Origin of the sequence: Caulobacter vibrioides, assembly GCF_002858865.1 — a bacterium.
Classification (GTDB): domain Bacteria; phylum Pseudomonadota; class Alphaproteobacteria; order Caulobacterales; family Caulobacteraceae; genus Caulobacter; species Caulobacter vibrioides.
Map to the genome: position 1 here is coordinate 87,472 of NZ_PJRR01000004.1, position 16,825 is coordinate 104,296.

Genomic DNA, 16,825 nt, shown 5'->3' on the forward strand with positions numbered 1-16,825 from the left:
GGCCCTTTTCGCCGTCCCCGCCAAGGGCGTTTTAGGCGCTCAGAGCGTCTTGGCCAGCGCCGTCAGCTGGTCAGTGGCGATCCCCCAGCCCTCGTGGAAACCCATCTGCTCGTGGGCCGTCTTGTCCTCGACGGTCCAATGGCGGGCCACGGCGCGGTAGCGGGTCTTGCCGTCGCCCAGATCCTCGAAGGTGACGATCCCGACCATGAATGGCTTGTCCGAAGGCTTCCAGGCCTGTGTGAAGGCGTCGGTGAAGACGATCTTCTGGTTCGGGACGACCTCCAGATAGACGCCCGGCTGGGGGATGACTTCGCCGTTCGGGCCGTTCATCTCCATGTAGCTGTTACCGCCGGTCCGCACGTCCAGGCGCACGTTCGAGACGGTCCAGGGCTTGGGGCAGAACCATTCCGGCATCAGCTCGGGCGTGGTCCAGCAGGTGTAGAGCTTCTCGGCGGAGACATCGATGATGCGCTCCAGAACGAGGTCGCGGTCCTCGGCGGCGGTGTCGAGGGGCATGAGGGGTCTCCGATTGAGGGCGATCTTGCCTCAAGGACGCGCCGATGGCGCGAACGCCGACAGGGGCGTTGAGAAAAATCCTCCCCCCAGCGGGGGAGGGGGTCCGAAGGACCGGAGGGGGAAGTTCTGCGGAGCTTGCCTCTTCCCCCTCCGTCGCCGCTCTGCGTCGACACCTCCCCCGTTGGGGGGAGGATTGGCCCGAGGCTTGACCCTGCGCTTCACCCGCCGCACTGTGCCCAAAATTCAAACAAACGTTTAGGGAGCGCGCCATGAGCCTCTTCGACCTCACCGGCAAGGTGGCGATCATCACCGGGTCTTCGCGCGGGATCGGCAAGGCGATCGCCGAGCGGATGGCCGAGCATGGCGCCAAGGTGGTGATCTCCTCGCGCAAGGCCGGCCCCTGCGAGGAGGTCGCCGCCGAGCTCAACGCCAGGCACGGCGCGGGGACCGCCATCGCCGTGCCGGCCAATATCGCCTCCAAGGACGAGCTTCAGAATCTGGTCGACGAGACCCGCAAGGCGTTCGGCAAGATCGACATCTGCGTCTGCAACGCCGCCAGCAATCCCTATTACGGCCCGCTGGCCGGGATCGCCGACGACCAGTTCCGCAAGATCCTGGACAACAACATCATCAGCAATCACTGGCTGATCGGCATGGTCGCGCCCGAGATGCAGGCCCGCAAGGACGGCTCGATCATCATCATCAGCTCGATCGGCGGCCTGCGCGGCAACGCCATCATCGGCGCCTACAACATCTCCAAGGCCGCCGACTTCCAGCTGGCTCGCAACCTGGCCCACGAGTTCGGCCCCGACAATGTGCGGGTCAACTGCATCGCGCCGGGCCTGATCAAGACCGACTTCGCCAAGGCGCTGTGGGACAATCCCGAGACCCTCAAGCGCTCGACGACGGCCGTGCCGCTGCGCCGCATCGGCGAGCCGGACGAGATCGCCGGCGCGGCGGTCTATCTGGCCTCGAAGGCAGGCAGCTTCATGACCGGTCAGGCCATGGTCGTGGACGGCGGCGCGACCATCTAGCGCGCGATCAGAGCGGGGCGCTTAACAGGTCCTACATTTCTGACGGCCAAGGGTTGCCGCAGATTCCAGGATACGGACTTGCGGCGCGTACTGATTCTCTTCGTGTTGGTCATGACCTTCGGCGCCAGCGGCGCCTGGGCCAAGAGCGACGCGCCCCTCGCCCAGCGGCTTGAGCAGCTGAGCCAGAAGATCGGCGCGCACGAGGTCCGCAAACCGCCCCGCGACAATGACGATATCGAACGCGCCGGCCGCAGCGCCCTGCGCGAGGCGGGGCAGGAGCGTCTCTACGGCCTATGGCGCGTGCTCTACGCACTCAAGAGCAACCAGATTCAGGGACGGTTCGACGCCTGGGCGGCCCGCACGCGCGAGGTGGCGCGACGCGACAAGGATGCGACGCTCGAAGCCCTGGTCGACCTCGAGGTGCTGGCCTACCGGCACGAGAGCGGCGGCTTTCAGGCCTTTCAGGACAAGGACTGGGACCGCTTTCTGAAGTCGTCAGGCCCCGACATCCGGCTGATGGCGGGCATTGAGCGGGTCCGCCACCTGGGACAGATCGGCCGTTGGGCGGAGGCGGCGCGGCTGGCGGCGGAACTGACCGGCGATCTTGAACGCCGCGGCCACATCGCCCAGCCGCTGCTGGCCGAGCTGCATCAGGTGCACAGCTATACGCTGTCGGATCTCGGCGACAAGGAAGGCGCGCTCGATCACATGGCCCAGGCGGCCGCGCTGGACGAGCGGGACACCTTCTATGTTCGCAAGATCGAGCGGATCTACGACATCGCCTTCAGCGCGGCGGACCTGGGCGAACTGGCCGCCGCCGAACGCTTTGCGGCCCTGCATCACAAGTTGACCATGGCGGATGGCGATCCGGGCCTGGTCACCTGGGACCGGTTCCTCTGCGCGCGGATCGCGGGCCTGCGCGGCGCGCCCGAGCGGGTGATCCAGTGCCTGGCGCCCGCCGCTGGCCTTTTGGCCAACCCCGATCGCCGCCTGCAGGTTCGCATGCTGGGACAGCGGGCGCTGGCGCTGGCGCAGCTGGGGCAGTCCCAGGCGGCGCGGCGCGATCTGGAGCGACTGAAGACCATCCCCGAGACCCTGGCCTCGCGCGATCGGCCGCTGGAGGCCTTGGTCGAGGCCTATATCGATCAGTATGAGGGACGCAGCGCCGACGCGTTCCGGAAACTGGACGCCTGGCGCAAGGCCGACGGTCTGGCCTCTCGCAACGCCTACGCCAAGGGCGTCGCCGAGATGTCGGCGGCGCTGGAAAGCGAGCTGCGGGTCAAGCGCGACGAGAGCCGTCGCCTCACCGAACAGGTCCGCCTGTCCCGGAGCCTGGCGCGGGCCTCGGTCGTGATCGCGCTGCTGCTGGGCGTGTTGGTGGCGGGCGCCGCGGCGTGGGCCGTGCACCAGCGCGGGGCCTCGCGACGGCTCCGGCTCGCCCAGGAGCGGGCGGAAGCGGCCAGCACCGCGAAGTCGGCGTTCCTGGCGGTGATGAGCCACGAGCTTCGCACGCCCCTGAACGGCATGCTGGGCCTGGCCCAGGCGTTGCGCTCGGATCAGCTTACCCCCGCGCAGCGCGAGCAGGTCGACCTGATCCTCGACAGCGGCGACACCCTGCTGGTGCTGCTGAACGACATTCTGGACCTTTCCAAGATCGAGGCGGGAAAGCTTGAGATCGCGCCGACCGCGGGTGATCTCGTTCAGACCTGCGCGCGCCTGGTGGGCGGCTATCAACCGACCGCGCGCGAGAAGGGCGTGACCCTGACCTTCCAGTTGGACGGCGAGGCGCCCGGATGGCTGATGTTCGATGGCGTGCGGGTGCGCCAGTGCCTGAGCAATCTTGTCTCCAACGCCCTGAAGTTCACCAGCCAGGGCAAGGTCGAGGTGGCGCTGGCCTGCTACCCGGAGGCGGGCGACCGTGTCCGGGTGCGCCTACGCGTGGCCGACACCGGCATCGGCATGAACGAGGCCACGGTCGCCAAGCTGTTCCGGCCCTTCACCCAGGCTGACGCCTCGACGACGCGAAACTTCGGCGGTACCGGCCTGGGGCTCAACATCACCCGCCGGCTGGTCGAGATGATGCGCGGCGACATCCAGGTCGAAAGCGAGGAGGGCGTGGGTTCGGTCTTCACCATCGAGATGGTGATGGACCAGGCCCTCGCCATAGAGGCCGCGCCGAGCGAGGCGGGCGCGACCAGCGAGTCGATCGGCGCCGCCGCCCTGCAGGGCCGCCGTGTGCTGGTCGTCGACGACCACCCCGTCAACCGCCGCGTCATCCGCCTGTTCCTCGAGCCGTTCGAGTGCGAACTGGTCGAGGCCGAGAACGGTCGACACGCGCTGGACGTCTTGCAGCACGAAGCGGTCGATCTGGTGCTGATGGACGTCAACATGCCGGTCATGGACGGGTTGGAGGCCACCCGCCGCCTGCGCCAGGACCCGCGCTTCGCCCGCCTGCCGGTGGTCGCTCTGACCGCCGACGTCATGTCGGCCCAGATCAAGACCTGCCTCGACGCCGGCTGCGACGCCCACGTCGCCAAGCCCATCGATCTGCGCAATCTCTTGTCGGTCATGGACCGCTGCCTGGCCCAGAGCCTGGCCCGCGACGCGGCGGCGAGGCTGGGGGCGTTGTAGGCGCGCGCGCCTTGCCGGAGCGACGCTCATGGGATTGGGTCCAGGCCGATGATGGCGCAGAGCATTCAGATGTACCGCCAGCGCCTGATCACCAGCCTGCGCACCCTGCCGAGCGCGCGGGGGTGGCTGTTCTGCCTTGGGGTCTCGGCGCTGACTCTGGCGACCATGGCCGCCATCGGCTTCTCGACCGGTCTCTATCACCTGACCCCGACCCAGCCGGACCTGGCCCTTCGGATGCTGACCGTGATCCTGATCCCGGCGCTGGGCGAGGAGATCCCGTTCCGGGCGGTGCTGACGCCGGGGCCGGGCGAGGGGCGGCGGCCGTGGGTCGAGATCGGGGTCGCCACCGGCCTTTATGTGCTTTGGCACGTGGTCGAGGCCCTGACCTTCCTGCCCAACGCCGCGCCGGTGTTTCTGCGGGCCGACTTTCTGTTGTGCTGCGCGGTGCTGGGCTTGGGCTGCGCGGTGACCAAGCGGGTGACGGGCTCGGTCTGGCCCGCAGTGCTGCTGCACTGGGCGTTGGTGGTGGTCTGGCAGACTTGGCTGGGCGGGGTCAGCGCCCTTTCGTGAGCAAAATGCGCGATTCAGGAATCGCACATTCCGCTCTGGCTCTTTGTTTTCGCATCGGTTTTTGCGGAAAACCGGTTCCCACTTTTCCGCACGATGCGTCGCCCACGAAAAAGCCCGCCCGGTCATGGGGAGACCGGACGGGCTCTCTTCTCGGAACGCGGCCAGAGGGACGGAGCGGACGCGCCCCGAAAGCTCGGCGAGGGGGTTTAGCCCTCGATCGCTCTAGCTGCGCCTAGGCGCGGTAGACGTAGGCGCTGGAGATGAAGCCGACGCCGACGCCGTCCTGGCCGACCAGGATCCACTTGCCGTCCTTGGTGCGGCCCAGGGCCTGGAAGGTCGTGCCCGAGTCCACCGCGCCCAGGCGTTCGCCCCGGGTGGAGGCGGCGGCCCGCAGGTTGACGGTCGAACGGGTGACCATCTTCTTCTCGATCTTGACCAGCGGGGCGGCCTGGACCGTCTGGGCGTAGCGGAAGCCGCCCGACTTGTAGATCCCGCCGACCTCTTGGGCCGCGTCGCTCTTTTGCATCTTGCAGCCGATCAGCGAGCCGGCGCCCGCGCCGACCACGGCGCCGATCGCCGTGCCCGTGCCCTGGTCGTTCTTGGCCAGGTTCGAGCCGGCCGCGGCGCCCAGCAGGGCCCCGACGACGGCGCCGACTTCCTGCTTCTTGCCCGAGGCCTTGCAGCCGACGACGCCGCCCAGCTTCTCGTCCATGGCGTGCGCGGCGGGGGCGGCGGTCATCGCCAGCGCGGTGGCCGCGGCGCCCAGGGTCAGGGTGATCGTCTTGATCTTCGTCGTGATGGTCATGGTCTTTGGTCCTTCGTCCCTTTTGAAATCTCCGGGGTCAGCAACCCCGTGAGACAGACCATGACAGGGTGAAGCTGAACGGCGCCGGGGACCGCAGCGACAGATTTCGTTCATGTAAAAAATTGTTCGCCCCGTACAACCGAACGCGGGCGCCGCCTTGCTCGCCGTGCGGTTCTGGCTAGGGTGCCCCCGCCATTTCAGCCGGCCGGGGGGCCTTATGTCGTTTCAGTCCAGATCCGTGATGCTCGCGCTGAGCCTGGCGGGCCTGGCGGCCCTTTCAGGTTGCGACAAGCTGCCCGGCGCCGCCAAGCCGCCGACCGAGGCCGCCAAGCCCGTCGCGCCGGCGACGTCCGCGGCCGCGCCGGAGCCGCCGCCGTTCAACATCTATGCCAAGCGTGACGAGGAGCGCCTTGGCGAGGCCGAGTTGCTGAAGGAGCTGGGCCAGCCGAACGCGCGCAACGGTCAGACCCTGACGCTGAAGTTTAATGGCGCTAACGCCCTGGTCGTGACCGACGACGACGAAACCTACAGCCTGCTGACCAATGTCTTCCAGCTACCCACCGACAATGGCGTACAGACCGTCTACGAGGTCACCACGGACTATCTCTCTGCGTCTGGCGGTCCCTTCATCACCCTCTACGACAGGCGCGGCGTCGAAATCGAAACTGTTCCCAGGGGCCTGTGGCGGGGCGCCGTGCTGGTCATCACGGGCCAGGACGAGATCTGGGACCCAGAAGACGACGCCCGCGCCCGCACCACGCTGCTCGATTGGTCGAGCAAGCCGCACCGCAAGTTTGAGTTCAAGTCGCGCTGCATGACCGAAAGCTGGGTCAGCGACACCGAGATCAAGGGCTACTGCGTGCGCCCAGCCAGCCAGGAGGCCAATCCGGGCATGGAGCTGAATGGCGGTGACGAAGTGACCGACGCGGTCTTTACGCGCGTCGGGCCCAACGCCTGGCGGGTGCGGGAACTGAGCGCGCCCAAGGCCAAGTTGCTCAACTTGCCGGACAACCCGCCCACCGCCTATGACGAGACCGTCAAGGGCGTGCCCTATTCCGGGAATCCGTAGCCGCTAGAGCGTGACGCCGAAAGTGGAATCCGGTTTCGGCGCCAGTCACGCTCTAAGTATTTGATTTAGAGCCTTCTTATCGCTTCAAAACGATCCCGTTTTGAAGCGGAAGGCTCTAGGGGCCCTTATGTCGTTTCAGTCCAAATCCTTGACGCTTGCGCTCAGCCTGGCCGTCCTTAGCGCTCTGTCGGGCTGTGACAAGCTGCCCGGCGCCGCCAAACCGCCGGCGGAGGCGCCCAAGCCTGTCGCGCCTGCAGCCCCGGCGGCCACGGCGGAGCCGCTGCCGGAGGCGCCGCCGGTGACCGCCTACCCCGAATTTATAGACGGGCGTAAGCACGAGGCCAATTTGCTGAAGTCCCTGGGCCAGCCGAACGCGCGCCAGGATCAGACCCTGACGCTCCTGCACAACGGCAAGCCCGGCCTGGTCATGACCGATAACGAGGACGAGTTCCACCTGTTGAGCGGCGTCATCCAGGTGCCGACCGCCAACGGCGTACAGACCGTCTACGAGGTGACCACACACTATATCGGCGTGGCAGACGAACCCACCCCCACCTTCTATGACGAGCGGGGCGCCGGCATCGAATCCTATGACGGGTACGGCCTATGGCGGGGCGCCGTGTTCGCCGTCGGGTACCAGGAGCAGACCTACAGCGTCGGCGACGTCGGCCGCGTCAGCACCGAGTTGCGCGACTGGTCGACCAAACCGCACCGCAAGTTCGACTTCAAGGCGCGCTGCCTGCCCGACGCGTGGGTCAGCGACACCGAGATGAAGGGCTATTGCCTGCGCCCCACCGGCCTGGAGGGCACCGTGGAGTTGACAGACGAAAGGACCGACGCGGTCTTCACACGCGTGGGGCCCAACGCCTGGCGCCTGCGCGAACTGCAGGCGCCCAAGGGCAAGGTGACGGATGTCGAAAACAACCCCCCGACCGCCTATGACGAGACCGTCAGGGGCGTGCCCTATTCCGGGGATCAGTAGTCGGCGGGTGTTCTTGGGGCTGGGTTACGCCGCCGCCTGGTCGGCGTCCTCAAGGCTTACGCCCAGTCGTTCCAGCAGCGCCCGAGCGCCGTTCGTTGTCAGGCGAACCGCACGTCCGTTGGGCTCCAGGGCCAGCCAACCCCGCTGGGTCATCGCCGCCAGCAGCTTGACGCCCAGCGGGCCCGCCAGGTGGTGGCGGCGCTCGGTCCAGTCCAGGCAGGGCCGCGCCACACCGCGCGCGCCGCGCAGGGTCTGGCTGGAGACGCCGAGGTCCTCGAACCAGGCGTGGCCCTCGGGCGTGATCGCATAGCGCTTGTCGCCGGCCGGACGGATCAGGTCGCGGTCGAGCAGGGCGTCACAGACCTTCACGCCCAGGCGTCCGGCCAGATGGCCGTAGCAGCAGCGCGCGTCGCGCAGGGCGCGGGCCTTGGGCGAGCGCGGGACCTCCAGCGAACGCACCGGAGCGGCGATCACCGACAAGGCCTCGATCGCGTGCGCCACCTCGGCCGAGGCCAGCCGGTAGTAGCGGTGGCGGCCCTGGCGCTCGACCGCCAGCAGCCCGCCGTCGACCAGCTTGGCCAGATGGTTGCTCGCCGCCTGGGCGGTGACGCCGGCGGCCCAGGCCAGGGCGCTGGCGGGTTGGGCCCGGCCGTCCTGCAGGACCTGCAGCATGGCCGCGCGGGTCGGATCGCCGATCAGGGCGGCGGGGGAGGCGATGTTGGCGTCCATGGCGTCACCTTAGACCCAATCGGCGCGTGATGGTTCATCGGCGCGTGTAACAACGCGCCCGCTCCAGGGCGCATGAGCCGACCCATGATCGCCTCCTCGCCCGCGCCCCGCCTCGGCTGGGTCACCGCCGCCGCCAGTTTCGGCTTCTTCGTCACCCAACTGGACGTCACCATCGTCAATGTGGCGCTGGACGCCATCGGTCGGACATTCGCCGCCCCGACAGCGCAGCTCCAATGGCTGGTCGACGCCTATGTCCTGGCGCTGGCGGCGATGCTGCTGTCAGCGGGCGCGATCGGCGATCGGGTCGGCCCCAAACGGGCCTTCGTCTGGGGGCTGGTGCTGTTCGGCGTGGCCTCGGCGATCTGCGGCCTGGCTCCTGGACCGTTGAGCCTGATCGTGGCGCGCGCGGCGCAAGGCGCGACCGGCGCCCTGCTGATCCCGCCGTCCCTGGCCCTGATCGCCCACGCCGCCCACGGCGACGACCGCAGGCGGGCCTCGGCGGTGGGCTGGTGGACGGCGGCCGGCGGGGTGTCGATCGCCGCGGGCCCGGTGCTGGGGGGGCTGCTGGTGGAGACCCTGGGTTGGCGCTGGGTGTTCTTCGTCAATCTGCCGATCTGCCTGCTGGGCGCCATTCTGACCCAGATCGTTGCGCCCCCGACGCCGCCCAAGCCGGCCGCGCCGCCGGACCTGACCGGACAGGTCCTGGCGGTCGCCGCCGTCACCCTGGTGGTCGGCGCGCTGATTGAGGGCGGTCATCGCGGATGGCGCGCCTGGCCGGCGGGCGCGCTGGTCGCGGGGCTGGGGCTGCTGGGGCTGTTCCTGCGTCACCAGCGGCGCGCGGTGCATCCGGTCATGCCGCTGGCCGCTTTCGCCCGGCGCCCGGCCTGGCTGGCGGTGGTGGTCGGCTCGGCCCTGAACTTCACCTACTACGGGATGATCTTCGTCCTGGGCCTCTACATGCTACGGGCCCTCGACTGGCCGCCGGGCAAGGCGGGACTGGCCTTCCTGCCGCTGACGGCCACCTTCATCGTCTCCAACCTCGCCAGCGGTCGTCTTGTTTCGCGCCTTGGCGCGCGGGCGGTGACAACGGGCGGCGTGCTGGTCGCCGCCTGCGGCTACGCCCTGACCGCCCGGCTGGGCGCAGAAAGCGGCATGTTGGAGATGCTGCCCGGCTTCGCCCTGATCCCCGGTGGGATGGGCCTGGCCATCCCGGCCCTGACCAGCGGTCTGCTGGCTAGCGTCGATCGCCATGAGGCCGGAGCCGCTTCCGGCGCGCTCAACGCCTGCCGCCAGGTGGGTGGCGCGGCCGGCGTCGCGATCTTCGGCGCCCTGGCCAGCATCGACGCGGTCGCCGGGGTTCGAAGCTCAGGGATCGCCGCCGCAGCGATACTGCTCGGGGCGGCTGCGATCGTCCTTCTTCCGCGCGACGGAAAGAGCCATCCGAGCTCCCCGGCGAACGCTGGAGCCCAGATCCGTCCTTGAGCGTCCGCCATGAAAGCGAAAGGGCGCCGAGCGAAGCCGCTCGGCGCCCTTCTGTTCGATCTGGACCCGGCGTTCGCCGGGAAGATCGGGATCAAGAGTCCCTAAGCGCCTAGCGCACCAGCGAGCCGTGGCACTGCTTGAACTTCTTGCCCGAGCCGCAGGGGCAGGGGGCGTTGCGGTTGGTGCGGTCCCAGCCTTCCGGCAGGGCCGAGACGGGCAGGGCTTCGCGCTGGGCGGTCGACAGGCCCTCGGGGATGCCGCCGGCGAAGGCGGCGTTCTCGCCGGTCAGCGGATCCAGGTGCACCTCGACCAGGTTGTCCAGCGGCGTGTGCGGGACCTCCGGCTCGGCATAGGCGATCTCGACCGTCATCAGCCAGCGGGTGGTGTTGGTGCGGAGATCGCCCAAGAGCTTCTCGAACAGCGAGAAGGCCTCGGTCTTGTACTCGTTCAGCGGATCACGCTGGCCATAGCCGCGCAGGCCGATGACGTTGCGCAGGTGATCCAGGTGCATCAGGTGCTCGCGCCACTGCAGATCGATCATCTGCAGCAGGAAGCTCTTCTCGACCGAGCGCATCTGCTCGGGCGTGATGATCACCTCGCGCTGGGCCGCGTATTCGTCGGCCGCCTTGGTGATGCGCTCTTTCATCTCCTCGTCGGCGATGCCTTCCTCGGCGGCCCACTCGGCGATCGGCAGGTCCAGACCCAGGATCGACTTGACGCGCTCGGTCAGGCCCTCGACGTCCCACTGCTCGGCATAGGCCTTGGGCGGCAGGTGGCGCAGGACCAGGTCGTCGATCACGTCGCGACGCATCTCGTGGATGATGTCCGAGAGGTCGCTGGACTCCATGAACTCCTGGCGCTGCTCGAACACGGCCTTGCGCTGGTCGTTGACGACGTCGTCGTACTTCAGGAGGTTCTTGCGGATCTCGTAGTTGCGCTGCTCGACGCGCTTTTGCGCCGTGGCGATGGCGTTGTTCAGCCACTTGTGGGTGATCGCCTCGCCTTCCTGGACGCCGAAGGTGCGCATGATCGCATCCAGACGCTCGCCGGCGAAGATGCGCAGCAGATCGTCTTCGCACGACAGGAAGAACTTCGAACGACCCGGGTCGCCCTGACGGCCGGTGCGGCCGCGCAGCTGGTTGTCGATGCGGCGGCTTTCGTGACGCTCGGTGCCCAGCACGAACAGGCCGCCGGCGGCCAGGGCCTGGGCCTTCTTGTCAGCGATCTCGGTCTCGAGGCGGGCGCGCTCTTCGGCCTCGTCCTCGACGGTGATCTCCAGACCCATGCCGCGCTGCTGCTGGCGCCAGTTGAACAGGCGCATGTCGATGCTGCCGCCCAGCTGGATGTCGGTGCCGCGGCCGGCCATGTTGGTGGCGATGGTCACCGCGCCGGGCACGCCCGCGTCGGCGACGATCACGGCTTCCTGCTCGTGGAAGCGGGCGTTCAGCACCTGGTGCGGGATGCCCTTCACCTTCTTGCCGTCCTTCTCGAAGGAGAAGGTCGACAGAAGCTTGGACAGCTCTTCGGACTTCTCGATCGACACGGTGCCGACCAGGATCGGCTGGCCGCGCACGTGGCAGTCGGCGATCTGCTTGAGGATGGCCTCGTTCTTCTCGCGCTCGGTGCGATAGACCTCGTCGTCGTCGTCGATGCGCTGGATGGTGCGGTTGGTCGGAATTTCCGAGACGCTCATCTTGTAGATGTCGTCGAATTCCTGGGCCTCGGTCGACGCGGTGCCGGTCATGCCCGACAGCTTCTTGTAGAGGCGGAAGTAGTTCTGGATGGTCACCGAGGCCAGGGTCTGGTTCTCGGGCTGGATGTCGGCGCCTTCCTTGGCCTCGATGGCCTGGTGCAGGCCTTCCGACAGGCGGCGGCCGGTCATCATGCGGCCGGTGAACTCGTCGATCAGGACAACCTCGCCGCCCTTGACGATGTAGTCCTTGTCGCGCGTGTACAGGATGTTGGCGCGCAGGGCCTGATTGACGTGGTGCACCACCGAGACGTTGGCGGCGTCGTAGAGGCCGGCCGAGTCCTCGGCCAGGTGGCCGCCCGACATCAGGATCTCTTCGATCTTTTCCTGGCCGTCCTCGGTCAGGATGACCTGCTTTTGCTTCTCGTCGTGGTCGAACATCGACTTGTCGAGGATCAGCTCCTTAACCAGCACGTCGATGGTCTTGTAGAAGCTGCTGCGGTCTTCGGTCGGGCCCGAGATGATCAGCGGCGTGCGGGCTTCGTCGATCAGGATCGAGTCCACTTCGTCGACGATCGCGAAGTTGTGGCCGCGCTGGACCATCTCGTCGACGCTGTAGACTAGGTTGTCGCGCAGATAGTCGAAGCCGAACTCGTTGTTGGTGCCGTAGGTGATGTCGCTGCGATAGGCGCGTTGGCGCTCGCCTTGCGACAGGCCGTTGACGATGACGCCGTAGCTCAGGCCCAGGAAGTTGTAGACCTGACCCATCCAGTCGGCGTCGCGGCGGGCCAGATAGTCGTTGACCGTGATGACGTGGACGCCCTTGCCTTCCAGGGCGTTCAGATAGGTCGGCAGGGTGGCGACCAGGGTCTTGCCTTCACCGGTGCGCATCTCCGAGATGCCCGAGAAGTGCAGCACCATGCCGCCCACCATCTGGACGTCGAAGTGGCGCATGCCCAGCACGCGCTTGGAGGCCTCGCGCACCACGGCGAAGGCTTCGTTGAGAATGTCGTCGAGGGTCTCGCCCTTTTCCAGACGCGCCTTGAACTCGGCCGTCTTGCCCTTCAGCGCCTCGTCGGAGAGGGCGGCGTATTCGGCTTCATAGGCGTTGATCTTGGCCACGCGCGTGGCCAGGGTCTTGACCTTGCGTTCGTTGGAAGAGCCGAAGAGCTTTTTGGCGAAACCAAGCATTCAGGGGGGATCCGGAGGGCGGTTTGGACGAGGAGGCCGGCGCTAAGGCTGGAGGGCCTCGACTACGGAGATGAAAATCGGCCGCAACAACGAATAAATCCGCTGTTCCGGTGCGGCCGGAGACTTAAGCACCGGCCCCCCTGGTGTCAACGCGAAGACCCTAGAACAGCGAGGGTTTAAGGGGCTGAAACCCTGGCTCCGGGGCCGGTTTTCGCTGAGCAGAACGCTTTCGACGGCGAAGCCGTTTCCCCTTGGGTAAAAACCGCGCTAGAGCCCATTCCAGCAAAGCCGGAGATCTTGGCCTTGAAGACCTCTTTCCGCCTGATGGGCGTGCTGGGCGCTGTGGCCTGCGCGCTGATGATCGCCTCCTGCGGCCAGAACAAGGTCGCCGACAAGCCGCCCGAGCCCGGCGACACCGCCGTGGCGCGCGTCAACGGCCAGGTGATCTGGGCCAGCGACGTCAAGCGCGAGGCCGTGGCGCAAGGGCTGATCAGCGAAGGCGAGCCGTTGGACATCTCCAGCGAGGTCTTCCGCCAGCGCCTCGACGAGGTCATCGATCAGAAGCTGCTGGCCGCCGAGGCGGTCAAGCGCAAGCTCGACAAGGACCCCCTGGCCCAACGCCGCCTGGCCGCCGCCCGTGAGCGCATCCTGGGCGACATGCTGGTCGAGGGCGTGGTCGAGAAGGCCGTGACCGAGGACGCCATCCGCAAGCTCTACGCCGAGCAGCAGAAGCTCTCCAAGCGCTCCGAGGAGATCCGCGCCCGCCAGATCCTGGTCGGCAGCCAGGCCGAGGCCGAGAGCATCAAGAAGCTCCTGGCCACCGGCGCCTCGTTCGACGCCCTGGCCATGGAGCGCTCGACCGACCAGGCCACCCGTTTCAACGGCGGCGACCTCGGCTACTTCACCCTGGACGTGATGCCCGAGGCCTATGGCGCGGCGCTGAAAGACGCCCAGAAGGGCGCGCTGATCGGTCCCTTCGCCGCCGAGGGCGGCTGGGTCCTCGTCAAGGTCGAGGACAAGCGCACCGAGGAGCCGATCACCCTGGAGGCCGCGCGCCCGCAGATCATCCGCTTCCTGACCTATGACCAGGTGCGCGACATCCTCGAGAAGCTGCGCGGCTCGGCCAAGGTCGAGATGATGATCGGCAAGTCGCAGGAGCTGCCCGCCGGCAGCGCCCAGGAACCGGCCTCCGCGCCGCCGGAACTGCAGGGCGCGGCGCCGGCCTCGGCTCCGCCCGCCGCCCAACCCGCCCAATCCGCGAAGCAGTAAGTATACGAGCGGCCCATGCCCAAGACGACGAAGACGCCTGCCGATAACGCCGCCGAGCCCGTGGCCACGCCCGCCGAACGCGCCCACGGGGTCATCGATGCGATCGTCGATCCGCTGACCTCGGCCCTGAAGCGCGCGGGCCTGCGCCGCGCCCAGAAGTCGGCCGGCGAGTCCGACCAGGCCTCCGCGACCCCGGCCAAGGCCGCGACCGGCGCGGGCAAGCCGGGCCTGGCGATCTCGCCGCTGGCCGTGCCGTTCCCGACCATCCCCCCGATCGCCGGCGTCGAGATCGCCACCGGCCGGGCGGGCTTCTACAAGCATGAGCGCGAAGACCTGCTGTTAATGCGCTTCGCCGAGGGCACCTCGGCGGCCGGCGTCTTCACCCGCCACGGCGTCGGCTCGGCCCCGGTGGACTGGTGCAAGCGCCAGCTGGCGGCGACGGGCGGCGCGGACGTGCGCGCCCTGGTGGTCAACGCCGGCTGCGCCAACAGCTTCACCGGCAAGCCCGGCGCCGATGCGGTGCGCCGCGTGGCCACGGCCGTGGGCAAGCGCTTTGACTGCCGCCAGCGCGACGTGATGATGGCCTCGACCGGCGTCATCGGCGTCATCCTGGACGACAGCAAGATCACCGCCCGCCTGCCCGAGGTGGAAAGCCGCCTGAAGGCCGACGCTTGGGCCGAGGCCGGCCGGGCGATCATGACCACCGACACCTTCCCGAAGGGCGCCTACGCCACGGCGGTGATCGATGGGCATGAGGTCAAGATCGCCGGCATCGCCAAGGGCTCGGGCATGATCGCGCCCGACATGGCCACCATGCTGGCCTTCGTCGCCACCGACGCGGCGATCGCTCCGGCGGCCCTGCAGACCCTGGTCAGTCTGTATACCCGCACCACCTTCAACTGCGTAACGGTGGACGGCGACCGCTCGACCAACGACACGCTGCTGCTGTTCGCCACCGGGCAGTCGGGCGCGCCCAAGATCCACCGCGCGGGCGACAAGCGCCTGGCCGACTTCCGCGAAAAGCTGGAAGGGGTGCTGCTGGACCTGGCCCTGCAGCTCGTGAAGGATGGCGAGGGGGCGACCAAGTTCGTCAAGATCACCGTCAACGGCGCCGAGAGCCCGGCCAGCGCCCGCAAGATCGCCCGCACCATCGCCGAGAGCCCGCTGGTCAAGACCGCCTTCGCCGGCGAGGACGCCAACTGGGGCCGCATCGTCATGGCCGTGGGCCGCGCCGACGAGCCGGTGGCCCGCGAGAAGATCAGCGTCAAATTCGGCGACCTCTACGCCGCCCGCGACGGCCTGATCTCGGCCGAATACGACGAGGCCAAGATGAGCGCCTACGTCAAGAACCAGGCGTTCGAGGTCTCGGTGGACGTCGGGGTGGGCCGCGGCTCGGCCACGGTCTGGACCTGCGACCTGACCAAGCAGTACGTGGCGATCAACGGGGATTACCGGAGCTAGGGGGCTGAGGCGCCCTGCGTCCTTCGAGGCTCGCCTTCGGCTCACACCTCAGGATGAGGAAACCCGCTACTGAATCCCTCATCCTGAGGTGCGCGCGCCTGAGCGCGCCTCGAAGGACGCAGGGACGCCCCCTCCGTCACGCGGCTGCGCCGCGCGCCACCTCCCCCGCAAGCGGGGCAGGAGGATCCCGCTTCCTCCTCACCCGTGAAACGGGGGAGGTGGCGCGGCGCGTAGCGCCGTGACGGAGGGGGCGCTCTGGGGGCGCCGACGGGCTAAACGCTAGCCGGCCCGCTGGAATCCCGCACGATCAGCGTATGCGGGTGCATCAGCTGGCGGGGTTCGCCGCCGCCGTCGCGATGGCGGCGGATTTCTTCCAGGACCAGGTCGACGGCCGCGCGGGCCATGGCCGCGATCGGCTGATGGACGGTCGTCAGGGGCGGCCAGATGTTGTCGGCGATCGAGGTGTCGTCGAAGCCGACGATCGAGACGTCGCCCGGCACGTCCAGGCCCAGGCGATGGGCCACGCCCGCCGTGGCGGCGGCCATGTCGTCATTGGCCGCGAAGATCGCGGTGGGACGCGGCTCGGCGGCCAGCAGGCGTTCGGCCGCCTCCAGGCCCGAGCGATAGGTGAAATAGCCCTGCTCGACCCGGATGTTTTCCTGCGGAATTCCGGCGGCCTTCAGGGCGGTCATGAAGCCGTCCAGGCGCTGCTGGCTGACCGTCTGGTTCGGATGGCCCTTGATGAAGCCGAAGCGCTTGTGGCCAAGGCCGATCAGGTGCTGGGTCAGCTCGAAGGCGGCCGCCTCGTTGTCGATGCGGATCGTGGCCATGTCGGCGCTGGCCGTGCCGGGCGCCACGGCCACGGCGGCGGCGCCCGCCGCGCGGATCTCGGCCAGCACCTCGGGCGACTCGCACAGCGGCGGCGGCAGGATCAGGCCGTCGACGCCGGTCTTCAGCAGGCGGGCCAGGGTGGCGCGGGCCAGCTCCGGCTCGGCGCACTTTTCGATGACGATCTGAGCCCCGGTGCGGCTGCTTTCGTCCAGCGCCCCGACCAGGAACTCCGACAGGTAGCCCGTCGAGGGGTTGTCGTAGAGCAGGCCGATGCGGAACGGCGCGCTGCCGGCCAGGCTGCGGGCGGCCGGATTGGGCGCGTAGTTGAGGTCGGCGATGGCCTTCTCGACCAGCTGGCGGGTCTCTTCCTTGACCGTGCTCTCGCGATTGATGACCCGCGACACCGTCATCGGCGACACCCCCGCCCGGGCCGCCACGTCGCGGATCGTGGCGCTCTGGGTCGTCCGGCGACGCTGGCGCTCGACAGGCTGGTTCATTCTTGAGTCCGTCCCTCTTCGGCGCGGACACTAGACCGCTTCGGGTACGGCTTGGAAGAGCAGCGGGT

Annotated in this window: 13 protein-coding genes; 8 read left to right on the plus strand and 5 right to left on the minus strand. The window is 68.2% G+C overall.

Annotated features, from left to right (window positions below; genetic code table 11):
• Nucleotides 1-39: 39 nt before the first annotated feature.
• Nucleotides 40-516, minus strand: a complete 477-nt coding sequence (locus CVUC_RS00810) for an SRPBCC family protein (protein WP_096034220.1) — start codon at nucleotides 514-516, stop codon at nucleotides 40-42.
• Nucleotides 517-785: 269 nt separating this feature from the next.
• Between CVUC_RS00810 and CVUC_RS00820 the strand changes: the two genes are divergently transcribed.
• The 3 genes from CVUC_RS00820 (at nucleotide 786) to CVUC_RS00830 (ending at nucleotide 4,751) form a co-directional block, all read left to right on the plus strand.
• Entirely contained in the window at nucleotides 786-1,550 is a 765-nt protein-coding gene (locus CVUC_RS00820; RefSeq protein WP_096034219.1) for an SDR family oxidoreductase, read from the plus strand.
• Between the two features lie 78 nt (nucleotides 1,551-1,628).
• Nucleotides 1,629-4,181 carry a hybrid sensor histidine kinase/response regulator gene (locus CVUC_RS00825; protein WP_096034218.1) on the plus strand — a complete coding sequence of 851 codons (2,553 nt, stop codon included), beginning with the start codon at nucleotides 1,629-1,631 and terminating at the stop codon, nucleotides 4,179-4,181.
• A gap of 48 nt (nucleotides 4,182-4,229) precedes the next feature.
• Complete coding sequence (locus CVUC_RS00830) at nucleotides 4,230-4,751, plus strand: type II CAAX prenyl endopeptidase Rce1 family protein (protein ID WP_096034217.1); 522 nt, start codon at nucleotides 4,230-4,232, stop codon at nucleotides 4,749-4,751.
• A gap of 232 nt (nucleotides 4,752-4,983) precedes the next feature.
• On the opposite strand, the gene CVUC_RS00835 is transcribed toward CVUC_RS00830, so the two are convergent.
• Nucleotides 4,984-5,556 carry an SH3 domain-containing protein gene (locus CVUC_RS00835; RefSeq protein WP_164468212.1) on the minus strand — a complete coding sequence of 191 codons (573 nt, stop codon included), beginning with the start codon at nucleotides 5,554-5,556 and terminating at the stop codon, nucleotides 4,984-4,986.
• A gap of 217 nt (nucleotides 5,557-5,773) precedes the next feature.
• Between CVUC_RS00835 and CVUC_RS00840 the strand changes: the two genes are divergently transcribed.
• On the plus strand, nucleotides 5,774-6,625 hold the full coding sequence (locus CVUC_RS00840; RefSeq protein ID WP_096034215.1) for a hypothetical protein: 852 nt from the start codon (nucleotides 5,774-5,776) through the stop codon (nucleotides 6,623-6,625).
• A 127-nt stretch (nucleotides 6,626-6,752) separates the two neighbouring features.
• The gene (locus CVUC_RS00845; protein ID WP_096034214.1) at nucleotides 6,753-7,607 is read left to right on the plus strand and encodes a hypothetical protein; all 855 of its coding nucleotides are present in this window, start codon (nucleotides 6,753-6,755) and stop codon (nucleotides 7,605-7,607) included.
• A 24-nt stretch (nucleotides 7,608-7,631) separates the two neighbouring features.
• Here the strand turns inward: CVUC_RS00845 and CVUC_RS00850 are convergent, their stop codons facing one another.
• Nucleotides 7,632-8,336: an ArsR/SmtB family transcription factor gene (locus CVUC_RS00850; protein WP_096034213.1), complete on the minus strand. Its 705-nt coding sequence runs from the start codon at nucleotides 8,334-8,336 to the stop codon at nucleotides 7,632-7,634.
• 72 nt (nucleotides 8,337-8,408) lie between these two features.
• Here CVUC_RS00850 and CVUC_RS00855 point away from each other — a divergent pair, with 72 nt between their 5' ends.
• On the plus strand, nucleotides 8,409-9,818 hold the full coding sequence (locus tag CVUC_RS00855; protein WP_096034212.1) for an MFS transporter: 1,410 nt from the start codon (nucleotides 8,409-8,411) through the stop codon (nucleotides 9,816-9,818).
• Between the two features lie 109 nt (nucleotides 9,819-9,927).
• Here the strand turns inward: CVUC_RS00855 and secA are convergent, their stop codons facing one another.
• Nucleotides 9,928-12,699 carry a preprotein translocase subunit SecA gene (secA, locus tag CVUC_RS00860; protein ID WP_010920904.1) on the minus strand — a complete coding sequence of 924 codons (2,772 nt, stop codon included), beginning with the start codon at nucleotides 12,697-12,699 and terminating at the stop codon, nucleotides 9,928-9,930.
• A 297-nt stretch (nucleotides 12,700-12,996) separates the two neighbouring features.
• Between secA and CVUC_RS00865 the strand changes: the two genes are divergently transcribed.
• Complete coding sequence (locus CVUC_RS00865; RefSeq protein ID WP_164468211.1) at nucleotides 12,997-13,968, plus strand: peptidylprolyl isomerase; 972 nt, start codon at nucleotides 12,997-12,999, stop codon at nucleotides 13,966-13,968.
• A gap of 15 nt (nucleotides 13,969-13,983) precedes the next feature.
• Nucleotides 13,984-15,429, plus strand: a complete 1,446-nt coding sequence (gene argJ, locus CVUC_RS00870) for a bifunctional glutamate N-acetyltransferase/amino-acid acetyltransferase ArgJ (RefSeq protein ID WP_012640649.1) — start codon at nucleotides 13,984-13,986, stop codon at nucleotides 15,427-15,429.
• Between the two features lie 272 nt (nucleotides 15,430-15,701).
• On the opposite strand, the gene CVUC_RS00875 is transcribed toward argJ, so the two are convergent.
• Nucleotides 15,702-16,757 carry a LacI family DNA-binding transcriptional regulator gene (locus tag CVUC_RS00875; protein ID WP_096034209.1) on the minus strand — a complete coding sequence of 352 codons (1,056 nt, stop codon included), beginning with the start codon at nucleotides 16,755-16,757 and terminating at the stop codon, nucleotides 15,702-15,704.
• Nucleotides 16,758-16,825 lie beyond the last annotated feature (68 nt).

What these genes read in the sequence shown, in the direction of transcription:
- CVUC_RS00810 (WP_096034220.1), bottom strand. Translation starts at nt 516, where the DNA reads ATGCCCCTCGACACCGCCGCCGAGGACCGCGACCTCGTTCTGGAGCGC.
- CVUC_RS00820 (WP_096034219.1), top strand. Translation starts at nt 786, where the DNA reads ATGAGCCTCTTCGACCTCACCGGCAAGGTGGCGATCATCACCGGGTCT.
- CVUC_RS00830 (WP_096034217.1), top strand. Translation starts at nt 4,230, where the DNA reads ATGATGGCGCAGAGCATTCAGATGTACCGCCAGCGCCTGATCACCAGC.
- CVUC_RS00835 (WP_164468212.1), bottom strand. Translation starts at nt 5,556, where the DNA reads ATGACCATCACGACGAAGATCAAGACGATCACCCTGACCCTGGGCGCC.
- CVUC_RS00840 (WP_096034215.1), top strand. Translation starts at nt 5,774, where the DNA reads ATGTCGTTTCAGTCCAGATCCGTGATGCTCGCGCTGAGCCTGGCGGGC.
- CVUC_RS00845 (WP_096034214.1), top strand. Translation starts at nt 6,753, where the DNA reads ATGTCGTTTCAGTCCAAATCCTTGACGCTTGCGCTCAGCCTGGCCGTC.
- CVUC_RS00850 (WP_096034213.1), bottom strand. Translation starts at nt 8,336, where the DNA reads ATGGACGCCAACATCGCCTCCCCCGCCGCCCTGATCGGCGATCCGACC.
- CVUC_RS00855 (WP_096034212.1), top strand. Translation starts at nt 8,409, where the DNA reads ATGAGCCGACCCATGATCGCCTCCTCGCCCGCGCCCCGCCTCGGCTGG.
- secA (WP_010920904.1), bottom strand. Translation starts at nt 12,699, where the DNA reads ATGCTTGGTTTCGCCAAAAAGCTCTTCGGCTCTTCCAACGAACGCAAG.
- argJ (WP_012640649.1), top strand. Translation starts at nt 13,984, where the DNA reads ATGCCCAAGACGACGAAGACGCCTGCCGATAACGCCGCCGAGCCCGTG.
- CVUC_RS00875 (WP_096034209.1), bottom strand. Translation starts at nt 16,757, where the DNA reads ATGAACCAGCCTGTCGAGCGCCAGCGTCGCCGGACGACCCAGAGCGCC.